9 protein-coding genes are annotated in these 12,873 nt (G+C 71.9%); 4 read left to right on the forward strand and 5 right to left on the reverse strand.

Annotation, left to right across the window (positions count from 1 at the left end; genetic code table 11):
- Positions 1-86: 86 nt before the first annotated feature.
- The 3 genes from OHT01_RS25975 to OHT01_RS25985 all read right to left on the reverse strand — a co-directional run bounded on the left by OHT01_RS25975 (position 87) and on the right by OHT01_RS25985 (position 3,693).
- Positions 87-863, reverse strand: coding sequence for an SDR family NAD(P)-dependent oxidoreductase (locus tag OHT01_RS25975; RefSeq protein ID WP_328558264.1), 777 nt, complete (start codon positions 861-863; stop codon positions 87-89).
- A gap of 147 nt (positions 864-1,010) precedes the next feature.
- Entirely contained in the window at positions 1,011-2,510 is a 1,500-nt protein-coding gene (locus tag OHT01_RS25980) for a sigma-70 family RNA polymerase sigma factor (RefSeq protein WP_443043549.1), read from the reverse strand.
- A gap of 166 nt (positions 2,511-2,676) precedes the next feature.
- Entirely contained in the window at positions 2,677-3,693 is a 1,017-nt protein-coding gene (locus OHT01_RS25985; protein WP_328555529.1) for an aspartate-semialdehyde dehydrogenase, read from the reverse strand.
- A 310-nt stretch (positions 3,694-4,003) separates the two neighbouring features.
- On the opposite strand from OHT01_RS25985, the gene OHT01_RS25990 reads away from it, so the two are divergent.
- Together OHT01_RS25990 and OHT01_RS25995 are read left to right on the forward strand one after the other, a co-directional pair.
- On the forward strand, positions 4,004-4,525 hold the full coding sequence (locus OHT01_RS25990; RefSeq protein ID WP_328555530.1) for a sigma-70 family RNA polymerase sigma factor: 522 nt from the start codon (positions 4,004-4,006) through the stop codon (positions 4,523-4,525).
- A 1-nt stretch (position 4,526) separates the two neighbouring features.
- Positions 4,527-5,375, forward strand: a complete 849-nt coding sequence (locus OHT01_RS25995) for a hypothetical protein (protein ID WP_328555531.1) — start codon at positions 4,527-4,529, stop codon at positions 5,373-5,375.
- A 72-nt stretch (positions 5,376-5,447) separates the two neighbouring features.
- Here OHT01_RS25995 and OHT01_RS26000 read toward each other — a convergent pair whose 3' ends face one another.
- Positions 5,448-8,771, reverse strand: a complete 3,324-nt coding sequence (locus tag OHT01_RS26000; protein WP_328555532.1) for a S8 family serine peptidase — start codon at positions 8,769-8,771, stop codon at positions 5,448-5,450.
- A gap of 246 nt (positions 8,772-9,017) precedes the next feature.
- Positions 9,018-9,653 (reverse strand): CGNR zinc finger domain-containing protein, encoded by a 636-nt coding sequence (locus OHT01_RS26005; RefSeq protein ID WP_328555533.1) that lies wholly within the window; start codon positions 9,651-9,653, stop codon positions 9,018-9,020.
- A 243-nt stretch (positions 9,654-9,896) separates the two neighbouring features.
- Between OHT01_RS26005 and OHT01_RS26010 the strand changes: the two genes are divergently transcribed.
- Positions 9,897-10,769, forward strand: a complete 873-nt coding sequence (locus tag OHT01_RS26010) for a pyridoxamine 5'-phosphate oxidase family protein (RefSeq protein WP_328555534.1) — start codon at positions 9,897-9,899, stop codon at positions 10,767-10,769.
- Between the two features lie 258 nt (positions 10,770-11,027).
- Positions 11,028-12,812 carry a TIGR03767 family metallophosphoesterase gene (locus OHT01_RS26015; RefSeq protein WP_328555535.1) on the forward strand — a complete coding sequence of 595 codons (1,785 nt, stop codon included), beginning with the start codon at positions 11,028-11,030 and terminating at the stop codon, positions 12,810-12,812.
- Positions 12,813-12,873: the final 61 nt, after the last annotated feature.

Below are 12,873 nucleotides of genomic sequence, written 5' to 3' on the forward strand. Positions count from 1 at the left end.
GCCCGGACCGTGGGCGGGACACCGGTTCGGTGTCCCGCCCACTGCCGTACGCCGTGGTTCCGCGCGTTCGGCCGTGTGCCCCGGGCTCAGTGGGGGACCATTCCGCCCGTCACGTTGACGAACGTGCCGGTGATGCCGCCCGCCAGGTCGGAGGCGAGGAACGCGGCGGTGGCGGCGATCTCGGCCAGGGTGGGGTTGCGGCGGGTCATGCGCATCCCCGCGAGGTTCGCGAGCAGCCCCTGGAGTGCCGCTTCGTCGAGGTCCATGGCGCTGTCGACCGCGAGCAGCTTCTCCCGGGTCAGGGTCTCGGGCACCCCCGCCGCCCACAGGCCCACCACCCGCAGTCCGCGCGGTCCCAGCTCCGCCGCCAGGTTCCGCACCAGCGTGTCGATCGCCGCGTCCGCGGGTCCGGTGCCGCCCATCATCGGACTGCCGTGCGCGGAGCCGCTGTCGAGCGTGAGCACCACGCCCGAGCCCGCCTCGGCCATGCGACGGGCGGCGGCGCGGGCGGTGATGAAGTTGGTGCGGACACCGGTCTCGACGGGCCGTACGAAGTCCTCGACCGGCAGGTCGAGCAGGGGAACGCCCTGCACATCGCCGCGCGTGACGAGGTTGAAGGAGACGTCGACGGCGTCCAGGGAGGCGATGTGCGTGGTGACCGCCGTCTCGTCCAGCGCGTCGAGCACCGCGGTCTCGGCGTGCCCGCCCGCCGCCGCGATGTCCGAGGCCACCGCGTCCAGTGTCTTCGCCGTGCGCCCCACCAGGTGCACCCGGGCACCCTCACGGGCGAAGGTGCGGGCGACGGCACCGCCGATGGATCCGCCGGCGCCGTAGATGACCGCGGTCTTGTCGGTGAGCAGCATGATGATCTCTCCTGAGGGTGTCCGGCCGTACGTGTCGGTCATGCAGACGTACAGGCCCGCCCCGACTCATCGGTCGGCCGCGTCGGCCCGGTTCGATCGGCCCGGTTCGATAGGCCTGGTTCGATCGGCCTGGTCCATCGGCCCGGCTCATCGGTCGGCCGGGAGCCGCAGCGGCAGTCCGAACGCCGGGAACAGGTGCGGTTCGAACGAGGTGATCTCCACGATGCGATCGCCCTCGACGCGCAGTACGTCGAGCACCTGGGCGCGGTACACGGTCGTACCCGGGCGGCGCACATAGCCCCCGGCCGCGAGTCCGCCGTTGGCGCGGGCGGGAAGGTGGCGCCAGTGGCCGAGGAACAGCGGGGACGCGGGGTCGAGGCTGATCCGCAGGAACTCGGTGATCGCGTCACGTCCGACGAACCAGAACGGGTTCGGCGGCATGGTGAGCTTGATGTCCTCGCTGAGCAGGCCGGTGAACGCGTCGAGGTCCAGGCGTTCGGCGGCGGCCATGTACCGCCCGAGGATCTCGCGCTCGCGCTCGTCCGGCTCGGCGGTCCAGTCCGTGCGGCGGGCGGGCAGGCGGTCGCGCAGGGTGGGCCGGGCGCGCTGCAGGGCGCTGTTGACCGAGGCGACCGTCATCTCCAGGGACTCGGCGGTCTCGGCGGCGGAGAACCCGAGAACGTCGCGCAGGACCAGGACGGCGCGCTGGCGGGCCGGCAGATGCTGGATGGCGGCCAGGAAGACGAGCTCCAGGGTCTCGCGGGAGACGGCAAGGGCGTCCGGCTGCTCCTCGGCCGAGGGCAGGTCCTCGTCGGGGTACGGCTGGAGCCAGGTGACGCGGGCCGGGGGTTCGGCCGTGCCGTGGTTCATGCCGGGGAGCGGCTCGTAGCGCTGGGGGCGGCGGGCCGTGCGCCGCTGGAAGTCCAGACAGGTGTTGGTGGCGATCCGGTACAGCCAGGTCCGCAGGCTCGCCCGCCCCGCGTAGCCCTCCCGCGCCCGCCAGGCCCGCAGGAAGGTCTCCTGGACGAGATCCTCGGCGTCGTCGTACGAGCCCGCCATGCGGTAGCAGTGCACGCGCAGCTCACGCCGGTACGGCTCGACGAGCGCGGCGAAGTCGCTCTCACCGAGCGAGGGGCGCGCCGCGGTGGAGTCCTCGGTGGCCGCTTCCCCGGCCGCGGTGGAGCCCGGCGGGGCCGCTACCCCGGCCGCGCCGGAGGTCGCCCCGGTGGCCGCTGCGGTGGCCGCTGCGTGGCCGCCGGTGGAGCCGCCTGGGGCCGCCGCCGGGTCGCCGGTGCGGTCCGCGGTGCCGCCTTCGGCGGCGGGAGCCGGTGCGCCCGCCGCTTTCGTCACGGCGGCGCGGGTGACGTAATCGTCCTTCGCGGTGTCCCGGGCGACCCGGGCGACGCGGCGCAGCCGTCCGACCGAGGAGGCCAGTTCGCTCACGCCGGAGTAGAAGACGGACGGCGGCTGCGGCACCAGCGCCTCGACCTGGCGCCCGACCTCCTCGATCAGCCCGCGCACGGTGTCGGCCGGCGCCGTCCGGCGGTCCCGGTACGCCTTCTGCCGGCAGGCGGCGGAGCAGTACAGGGAACTGCGCCCCGTACGCCCGGCCCGCTCGGGCAGCGGTTTTCCGCAACTGCGGCACACGGCATCGACGACCACGGGGACCTCCGGACTTTCGTCACGCGGGTACGACGTGACGCTATCCGCTGTCTCCCCCGGGACGCCGCCGAAGCGCCGCACCGGCCGAAACCCGAGGGGGCGGGGCACCGGCCGGTGCCCCGCCCCCTCGGACGCGCGGTGGATCCTGGCGTCAGCCCTTGAGCTCGGCCGCCACCAGCTCCGCGATCTGCACCGCGTTCAGCGCGGCGCCCTTGCGGAGGTTGTCGTTGGAGATGAACAGCGCGAGGCCGTTGTCGGCGGTCTCGTCCGGCCGGATGCGGCCGACGTACGAGGCGTCCTTGCCGGCGGCCTGGAGCGGGGTCGGGATGTCGGAGAGGGCGACGCCCGGGGCACCCGCGAGGAGCTCGGTGGCGCGCTCGGCGGAGAGCGGACGCGCGAAGCGGGCGTTCACCTGGAGGGAGTGTCCGGAGAAGACCGGGACACGCACGCAGGTGCCGGAGACCTTGAGGGCCGGGATCTCCAGGATCTTGCGGGACTCGTTGCGCAGCTTCTGCTCCTCGTCGGTCTCGTTCAGACCGTCGTCGACGATCGAGCCCGCGAGGGGGAGCACGTTGAAGGCGATGGGGCGCTTGTAGACCTGCGGCTCGGGGAAGTCGACCGCGTCGCCGTCGTGGGTCAGCTTGTCGGCGTCGCCGACGACCTTCAGTGCCTGGCCGTGCAGCTCCGCCACACCGGCGACACCCGAGCCGGACACCGCCTGGTAGGTGGCCACGACCAGTGCCTCCAGGCCCGCCTCCTCGTGCAGCGGCTTCAGGACCGGCATCGCGGCCATCGTCGTGCAGTTCGGGTTGGCGATGATGCCCTTGGGGCGGTCGGCGATCGCGTGCGGGTTCACCTCGGAGACGACGAGGGGGACCTCGGGGTCCTTGCGCCAGGCGGAGGAGTTGTCGATCACGACCGCGCCCTGCGAGGCGACCTTCTCGGCCAGCGCCTTGGAGGTGGCGCCGCCCGCGGAGAACAGCACGATGTCCAGGCCCGAGTAGTCCGCCGTGGAAGCGTCCTCCACCGTGACACCGTCGACGACCGTCCCCGCCGAACGGGCCGAGGCGAACAGGCGCAGCTCCTCGACCGGGAAGGCCCGCTCGACGAGGATCCTGCGCATGGCTGTGCCGACCATCCCGGTGGCTCCGACGATTCCGACCCTCACGGCGACTCCCTTAGCGTGCGTTTTACGTGGTCCAGCGCTTCCATCATGCGTCTGACCCGGGTCCGCGTGTCCAATCCTTTCGCCGAGCCGCTCGAAGCGTGGGACGCCGGGACCCGCACGGCCGGGCCCGATCCTGCGGTCGCCGGGCGCTCCCGTACGAAGAAATCGCCCGGTGACGGAGGGGCACCGCAAGCCGTACGGTGTGGGCGCCGTCAGGGATTCGGGCCGGTGTGACGTACGACTCGGCACGGGCCGAACGTTTTGACCCGCACCGGCGTCCTAGGGGAGACGCGGGAGGGGAGGGGGGGCTGTGCTGCGCAGAAAGCCACGTCGGGCGCCGGGGGTGGACGATCCCCTGGACGCGACTCAGGAACGCCGGGTGCGGGCCGTGCTCGCGCTCGGCGGCGTACCGCAGGCGGACCTGCCGGACGGGGTACAGCAGGTCCGGCTGCGGTTGCTGGAGCGTGCCGCCAAGGGGGACGAGGCGCCGCGCGATGTGTCGGCCTGGGCTGCGGTCGTCGCCTCGAACCTGGCGATGGACTGGCACCGGGCCAAGCGCCGGCAGGAGCGGCTGGGCGAACGCCTGGCCTCGCTGCGGCAGTTGGAGCAACCCTCCGACGAGGAGGCCAGCGTGCTCTCGCTGGCCGTCGCCCAGGGGCTGGACGAACTGCCCGACTCCCAGCGCCAGGTCCTCGTCCTGCGGTTCTACGCCGACCTGCCCGTGCGTGACATCGCCGACGAACTCGGCATACCCGAGGGCACGGTCAAGAGCAGGCTGCACACGGCGGTCCGCGCGCTGCGCGCCCGCCTGCACGAGGACGAGGTGGTGTGACGTGGCCGAGTACGAGGGTATCGACGCGCTGATGGCCGCGATCACGGACACCGCGCTGCCCGAAGGCGCCCGCGACGACATCGTGTTCATGGCCGAACACCGGTCGGCCGTCGCGGACGCGGACGTGCTCCGGGAGCAACTGATCATCATCGGCGACGCGCTGGCGGACGCCGGAGGGTCGACCGAGCCGGCCCGCGCGACCCGGAAGCCCGACGGGTCCAAGCAGGCCAAGGGGTTCAAGAGGCTCACGGAGTCCGGGCAGCACCAGCGGGCGCGGGGATCGCGGGCGTCCGGGGGCGGGCGTCCTGGGGGCGTCCCGAGGAAGCGCTCCCGGCGCCCCGGCGCCTTCGCCGTCGGCACCCTTGCGGCCGCCGGGGTGGCCGCGCTGGTCGTGGGGATGGGCTGGCTGGTCGCGCACGGCGGGGCGGGCCGCACGGACGTCTCGGGCTCCGCCGACGCCAAGGGGGCCCGCACCGGCGAGAGTTCGCAGAGTGCTCCCTCCCGCCCCGGCGAGGGTTCGCAGAGTGCACCCGGCTATATCGCCTGCTCCCGGCTCATCGCGGAGGGCACGGTCACCGAGGTGGCCGCCGTCCACGGCACCACCCAGGACCGGATCACCCTCGACGTCTACCACTACTACAAGCCGGCCACGGGCGCGAAGGAGGTCAGCTTCCTGATGGACAGGGACGTCGAACCGCGCCTGAGCCGGGGCGACGAGGTGCTGGTCGGCATCCCGCGGCACGCCACGACGCCCGACATCTGGTCCACGGGGGAGCGGGACATCGCCCGCGACCGGTCCTGGATCGTCAAGGCGCTGCCCGAGTCCCGGTCGACGAAGTGCGCGAGCTGACGAGGGCGGGCGTCCGTGTCCGGACGCCCGCCCCGTTCACCCGGACCGCTCGCGCGGCCGGCGGTCACACCGCTACGGCGTGACCTTCTCGATCTTCACGCTGCCGAGGCCCGCGACCGTGCCGCGCGCGTTCACCAGCTGGACCTGACCGAAGAACTCGCGTCCCTCGGGTGCCGCCGCGGCGGCGGTGACCGACCCGGACACCGTGGCCGAGGCGCCGGTGGCGAGCTTCACCGGGGTGGAGTCGTCGACCGAGACCGTGCCGAGCGCGGTCGAGAAGAACACGTCCCGGTAGTCGTACGCGGTCGAGCCCGACGGGACCGAGTAGCCGGCGACCTCGATGGTGTACGTCCCGGCGGCGGGGGAGGCGATGGAGACGGCCTCCTCGGAGTCGCCGTCCGCGGACTGTCCGACGACGGCCCCGGCGGCGTTGTACACCGTCAGGTCGAGGTCGGCCGCGGTGTCCGAGACGTTGCCGATGGCCACGTCGAGCGAGGCGGCGCCGGCGGGCACGTCGACCGTGGTGGTCTGCGTGACGCCCTCGGTGATGGTCGGCCGCGCGTTCTTGGAGGAACCGAGCGGGCCGCCCTTCAGCTTGCCGTCCAGCGCGGCGAAGTTGTTCGTCACCTTCCACGAGGCGGTGGCCGGGGTGCCGACCTTGGCCTCGGGGACGGTCACGACGGCCGGGTCGAAGGCCGCGCCGAGCACGGCGACATCGAGCTTGTACGGGTTGTCGAGCAGCGGCGACGTACGGCGCGCCTCGACCTCGACCTCCCAGACACCGGGCTGCGGGTCCGCGTACGAACGCACGTCGGGCTTGCAGCCGTTGCCGTCGAGGTAGTTGTTGTAGCAGTACGGGGTACCGGTGTTGTCGACCGGGACGCCGTACGGGTGGATCGCGATGAACCGGGTCTGGCTCTTGTCCTTCAGCCCGCCGATCGCGACCTCCAGGGACTTGGCGCCCTCGGGGACCGTGACGAAGTACGAGGTGGTGCTGTTGCGCTGCACCGAACCCGACGCGGCGTAGGTGTACTTGAGGGGAGCCGAGACCACGACGGTCGACAGGATCTGCTTGTCGACGCCGACGGTCCGCGGGTCGTCGACCTCCAGGATCGCGCTCTTGAGGCCGGCCGACTTCGGCGCGGCCTGGACCTTGACGGTCACCGGCTGGTTGAGCGGGAGGTTCACCTCGTCCTTGCCGAGGATCCGGAAGGTGTCGGAGGCGTTGTTCTCGAAGTACAGCTCGTGCCGGACCGGCCGGTCCGGGCCCGAGGTACGCGTGATGGTGACGTCGTACGTCTTGCGCTCGCCCGCCTTGAGACCGCCCTCGCGGTCGTACAGGCCGGTGCCGAAGCCCGGGGTCTTCAGCGCGTAGTCGATCGCGGTGTCGACGGGGGCCTTCACGGTGTAGTCGGCAGACGCGGCGTCGTGGCGGGCGGCGCCGTCCTTGATGGCGTCCCAGGCGTCACCGATGTTGATGAGGCCCGCACCCTCCTCGTACGCCTGGACGCCCTTGATGTGGTCGGCGGTCGACGTCAGCGCGGTGCGCAGCGTGGCCGGGCTGAGGGCGATGCCCTTCTGCTTGGCCGCGCTCAGCAGCAGCGCCGAGGCGCCCGCGGCCTGCGGGGACGCCATCGAGGTGCCCTGGAGCATCGAGTAGCCGGCCGGAAGGGTGTAGCCCGCCTCGGCGACCGGGGAGCCCGGCATCCAGGTCTGGGTGGAGTTGATGGACGCGCCGGGCGCGCTCAGTGTCGGCGTGAAGCCGCCGTCCTCACGCGGGCCGCGCGAGGAGAAGGGCAGCATCTGGTACTTCTTCTCCACCTGTGAGCCGTAGTTGGAGGCCCAGGTCTGCTTGGAGATGGTCGCGCCGACCGAGATGACCTTGTCGGCCAGGCCCGGGTCGCCGATGGTGTTCGCGCCGGGGCCGGAGTTGCCCGCGGAGATCACCAGTTGGACGCCGTAGGTGTCGATGAGACGCGTGTAGAGCTCGGAGCGCGCGTTGTTGCCGTCGTTGAGCGCGGGCAGACCGCCGATGGACATGTTGACGATGTCGACGCCGCGGTTGGCGACGAGGTCGATCATGCCCTCGGTGAGCGCGACGTTGGTGCAGCCGCCGGTCCAGGTGCAGGCGCGCGAGGAGACGATCTTCGCGCCGGGCGCGGCACCGCTCATCTTGCCGCCGAACAGGCCGTTCGCGGCGGTGATGCCCGCGACGTGGGTGCCGTGCTCGGCCTCGATGACGCCGATGTTGACGAAGTCGGCCTTCTTGCCGATCCAGGACCCGCCGTACGGGTCCATCGGCACGTCCTTGCGGATCTCGACGACGAACGGCTGCCGCTCGACGACGTCGGTCGCCGGGTTGTCGGTACCGAAGTAGCCGATCTGGAAGCCGTCCTTGTACGGCTTCATCGGCTTGTCGTCGGTGAAGTCGTTGTTGTTGTTCAGGTCCACGGTGACCGTGCCGGCCGCCGGGTCGTAGAGAACGCCCCAGGCGTCGGTGGTGTCACCGTCGCGGTTCGCGTCGCCCGCGGCGTCACCGCCCGCCGTCGCCGACTCCTTGAACGTGCTGATCTCGTACGAACCCGCGGGCGCCGTCCACGTCTTGCCGCTGTACGTGAAGGTGGGCCCGGCCACGGGGGTGATCATCGGACGCCAGGTGGCGTCGCTGTCGAGGATCGGGTCGGTCGAGGTGACCCAGTCGACGATCTTGCGCTCGCCGGTGGTGGTCTTCTGCAGCGCGGGGTGGCCCAGGTCGACACCGGAGTCCAGGATGCCGATGGTGACGCCCCGGCCGTCCGCCTTCGGGTGGTCCTTGACGAAGTCGACGGCGCCCGTCTCGAAGGACGGGTTGTAGGGGTTCTCGGCGGGGGTGTTCTTGCCGGGACCCGGGTAAGTGGCCGCCGTGGTCGCGTTGTTGCCGTGCTTGGCGGTGTCGGCGCTCGGGGTGGGGTCGTCCAGCGCGATCTCCTGGCGCAGGTCGATCCCGTGCACCGAGGGAAGCTTCACGGCGGCGGCGATGGCCGAGTCCGCCCTGCTCGTCGGGACGGTGGCCCGGACGTAGCCCAGCTTGTCGTAACTGCGGCCCACCGAGCCGCCCTTGACCGCGTCGAGCTCCTTGGCGACCTGCTCGGTCTGGCCGGGAGCCGTCGCGATCATCATCGTGACGTTCTTGTCGCCGTTGGCCTTGGCCTCGGCGAGGAGGTCGGCGTCGGTCGAACCGAGCTTGGCGGCGGCGGACTTGGTGCCGGGGTCGGCCGTGGGCGCGCCCGCGTCCGAGGAGAAGGCCATGGGTATCGGCCCGGCCGCGGAGAGCGCGGCCACCAGGCCCGCCGCCACGGCTATGCGGGCCACGCGTCTCGCGCCCGATATCGGGGCGCGCTGAGGGTCGGAGGTCATCTGCATCCCTTGTAGGTAAAGGAACGAGCGTGGAACAGCCGGTTCCGAAAACGGTTGATAACGGAACGGTCGTGTCAGTCCGATATGTGAACCCGGATGACCGCTCAGCTTTACCCAAGGGGCAGTTGTTTGGGGAGAGTTGACCGAGGCGGGATAGAGCCATGGCGTACTTCCGCCATGTGCCATGTCGGCGATGAAGCGCTATGAGCGGATATCCCGGACGGAGCGGATGTCTCTCTTGGTCGTTCAGCTCTCTTTTGTGCGCGCGTAGTGGCGGGACGCCTTCGCGCGGTTACCGCAGGCGGCCATCGAGCACCAGCGGCGGGTGCCGTTCCGTGAGGTGTCGAAGAAATGCAGGACGCACGCCTCGTGGGCGCAGCGGCGGATGCGGTCCGGAGCGTTGTCCAGCAGCTCCAGGTAGTCGCGCGCGGCGAGCCAGGCCGGCCCCCAGGAGGGGTCGTCGAACTCGGGTGTCGCGCCCGGCCCCCGGGCGGTCAGGGTCAGCCGGACGCGCCCGTGCGCGAGGACGGCGTCGACGCGGGCGGCGGCCTCCGCGGCGAACCGGGACCCGGCACGCGCCGGACCGTCGCCGCCTTCGGTGGTCCCGTGCCGCCCGTCGGTGTCCGGGGCGCCGTCCGGTCCGCCGGCCGGCCCGGGAGGTGTGTCGACCACGGCGCGCAGGGCGTCGCGGGCTTCGAGGGTGTGCCGCAGGACGGTGTCGTCGGCCGGGAAGGCGAGCCCGTTGCCCGCCAGCCATACGGCGAGGCCCTCGGTGTCGGCCAGCAGGTCCCGCACCGCGCCGTCCTGGATCCAGCGGGTGTTGAGCAGGTCCAGCGAGACCGGCTCGCCGGTGAGGGGGCGGGGGTCGGGGCGGGTGGGCATGGGTGGATCTCCCTTCGCTGCTAACCGCTCAAGAGTAGGTCACCGGTTGACCCTATGGGGTCTAACCCTTAATGTGAACTACACGGGTTATGTTGGCAAGGGTCGACTCCTTCTGGAGACGGCCGACGGCACCCGTCCGGAGATCCTCGCGGCGACCTGCGCCGAGGAGGCGCCGGTACCGGGCGTGTCCGCGCCGACCTGCGGTTTCTTCCGGCACTCTGCTTCCGGCACTGAGGAGCGGTCATGACGTATCACTCGGGCTCGCGGGCCGTCCAGGACCGCGTCGGCGTCCGCGACCTCGCCGACCACGTGGGCCGGGCGATCGGCTCGGGCATCCGCCCGGTGGTCGCCGCGTTCCTCGAACAGCAGCCGATGCTGGTCGTCGGCGCCGCGGTCCCGGCGGGCGGACCCGTGTGGGCCTCGCTGCTCACCGGGAGACCCGGCTTCGTGCGTGCCACCGGGCCCCGGCAGGTCTCGGTCGCGGGCGGGCTCCCCGCCGGCGATCCGCTCACGGCCGCGCTCGCCACCGCGGGCACTCCCGTCGGAGCCGTCGCGCTCGACCCGCGCACCCGCCGCCGTATGCGCCTGGGCGGCCTGGTCCGGCCGACCCCGCGCGGCTTCGCGGTCGAGGCCGACCGGGTCTTCGCCAACTGCCCCAAGTACCTCCAGAAGCGGGAGGCGTACGAAACGGTGGCGGACCGCGTGCCGGGCGCTCCCCGGCACGGCGGCGGACTCACGCCATCCCAGCGGGAGTTCGTCCGGGCCGCCGACACGTTCTTCCTCGCCACGGTCCACGCGCACGGCGCCGACGCGAGCCATCGCGGTGGCAACCCCGGTTTCGTGCACGTCGATCCGGACGGCGGACTGAACTGGCGCGACTATCCCGGGAACTCCATGTTCCTGAGCCTCGGCAACCTCGCCACCGACCCGCGCGCCGGTCTGCTCTTCCTGGACTGGACCTCGGGAGCGGTACTCCAGCTGACCGGCACGGCCCGCACGGAGTTCGCCCCCGACGGGGAACGGACCCTCCGGTTCACCCCGGCCGAAGCCGTCGAGACGCCCGCCGCCAGCCCCCTGCGCTGGTCCCCGCCCGCGTACTCGCCTGCCAACCCCTGAACAGGCGGGCGCCGGGCCCGGAACACCTCCCCTACCCCGCGAGATGAACACGGAGTGACCGCCCACCGGCCGTTCGGACAGGACTCCATGGACGCCCAGGGTGCGCCAAGATCCACGTACGGTGATCGGCGTCGCCCGTTGCCGTCCAGTTAACGTGCAGGTCATCCCCAATGCCAACGATCCAGTATGAGCGGGGAGTTCGCGTGTCGAGCGCCCCGCGGCCACTGTCGACGCGTTCGTACTCGGGGAGACCGCGCCATGCCGCGCACACGCTCTGTCGCCGCCGTACCCGCCCTCAACCGCCGCACCCTGCTGGCCGCCACCGGAGCGGTGTCCCTCTCCGCGGGGATCGGCCTCGCCCTGCGCCCGCAGTCCCCGGCGCACGCCGTGACGCCGGGCCAGGCGCCCGTCGCCGACTCCGTCGCCCACTCCCAGGACCGGTCGGCCGCCACCGGTCTCAAGGGCCCGGCCACGGCCGCCCCCTACACCCGCGGCACGACACTGAGCAGCGTCGCCGCCCCGCACTCCGGCTCCGCCGGGTACCGCCGGCTCGGCGACGGCGCCGGCTGGAAGCGGGTCGTGCGCGACGAACTGGCCGCGGGCAGAACGGGCCGCGCCGACCGGCGCACCGCGCTCGCCGCCTTCGTACAGCTCACCGACCTGCATCTGACCGACGCCCAGCACCCGCTGCGCCTGGAGTACCTGCGCGCCCAGAACAAGAGCGCCTGGCGTCCCCAGGAGACGCTGACCGTCGCGGGCGCCGTCTCGCTGGTCGAGCGCGTCAACTCCCTCCACGGGGCCCCCGTCACCGGCTCGCCGCTGCACTTCGTCATGACCACCGGGGACAACACCGACAACAACTCCAAGACCGAACTGGAGTGGTTCCTGAAGGTGATGAGCGGAGGGCGCATCACCCCCAACAGCGGTGACCCGCGGCACTACGAGGGCGTCCAGGCCAGCGCCCTGAAGACCTACTGGCAGCCCGACGCCGCCCTGCGCGACGCCGACAAGCAGCTCGGCTTCCCGCGCATCCAGGGCTTCCTGGAGGCCGCGATCAGCGAAGTGCGCAGCCCCGGCCTGAGCCTGCCCTGGTACTCCACCGTCGGCAACCACGACGCGCTTCCGCTCGGCTGCTACGGATCGCGCGGCGACTCCTACCTCACCGAGTTCGCCGTCGGCGGCAAGAAGCTGATGTCCCTGGGCTCCGCGGAGTGCGTCGCGCTCGCCAAGACCATCAAGGACGGCAGCAGCCCCAAGGGCGCCGCCTTCCACGACCTGCTCAAGGCGCACACCCGGCAGATGCGCTCGGTCACGCCCGACGAGAAGCGCGCCCCCTTCACGCCCGCCGAGTACGTCAAGGCGCACCTCGACCCGGCCTACACCGGACCGGGCCCGATCGGGCACGGCTACTCCTCCGCGAACCTCTCCGCGGGCACGCAGTACTACACGTTCCGCATCGCCGAGGACGTCATCGGCGTCAGCCTCGACACCACCGACCCCGGCGGCCACTACGAAGGCTCCATCGGCACCGCGCAACTGCGCTGGCTGGAGAAGACGCTGCGCGAGAACAAGGACTCGTACGTCGTCGTCTTCAGCCACCACACCAGCAAGACGATGCGCAACACCCACGCCGATCCCGCCCACCCGGCCGAGAAGCGGCACGGCGGGAGCGAGGTCGTCGCCCTCCTCGCGAGCTTCGCCAACACCCTGGCCTGGGTGAACGGCCACACCCACAAGAACGAGATCGTCCCGCACGCCGCATCCGGCAACCGGTCCTTCTGGGAGATCAGCACCGCCTCCCACGTCGACTTCCCCCAACTCGCCCGTGTCATCGAGCTGGTGGACAACAAGGACGGCACGCTCTCCCTGTTCACCACCCTCGTCGAGTCCGCGGCCCCGCACGCCACCGACTTCTCCGACCTCACCCAGACGGGCCTCGCGGCGCTCTACCGCGAGCTCTCCTTCAACGCGCCCGGCGCCCGGACCGACCTCTCCGGCACCTCGCGCGACCGCAACACCGAGCTGATCCTGAAGAAGGGCTGAAAACGGCCCAACCCGCACTGTCCGGGCAACCCGGCGATGTGCCCTCGTGTCCGTCCCGTTG

Source organism: Streptomyces sp. NBC_00358, from assembly GCF_036099295.1.
Classification (GTDB): Bacteria; Actinomycetota; Actinomycetes; order Streptomycetales; family Streptomycetaceae; genus Streptomyces.

What these genes read in the sequence shown, in the direction of transcription:
- OHT01_RS26010 (WP_328555534.1), top strand. Translation starts at nt 9,897, where the DNA reads ATGACGTATCACTCGGGCTCGCGGGCCGTCCAGGACCGCGTCGGCGTC.
- OHT01_RS26000 (WP_328555532.1), bottom strand. Translation starts at nt 8,771, where the DNA reads ATGACCTCCGACCCTCAGCGCGCCCCGATATCGGGCGCGAGACGCGTG.
- OHT01_RS25975 (WP_328558264.1), bottom strand. Translation starts at nt 863, where the DNA reads ATGCTGCTCACCGACAAGACCGCGGTCATCTACGGCGCCGGCGGATCC.
- OHT01_RS26015 (WP_328555535.1), top strand. Translation starts at nt 11,028, where the DNA reads ATGCCGCGCACACGCTCTGTCGCCGCCGTACCCGCCCTCAACCGCCGC.
- OHT01_RS26005 (WP_328555533.1), bottom strand. Translation starts at nt 9,653, where the DNA reads ATGCCCACCCGCCCCGACCCCCGCCCCCTCACCGGCGAGCCGGTCTCG.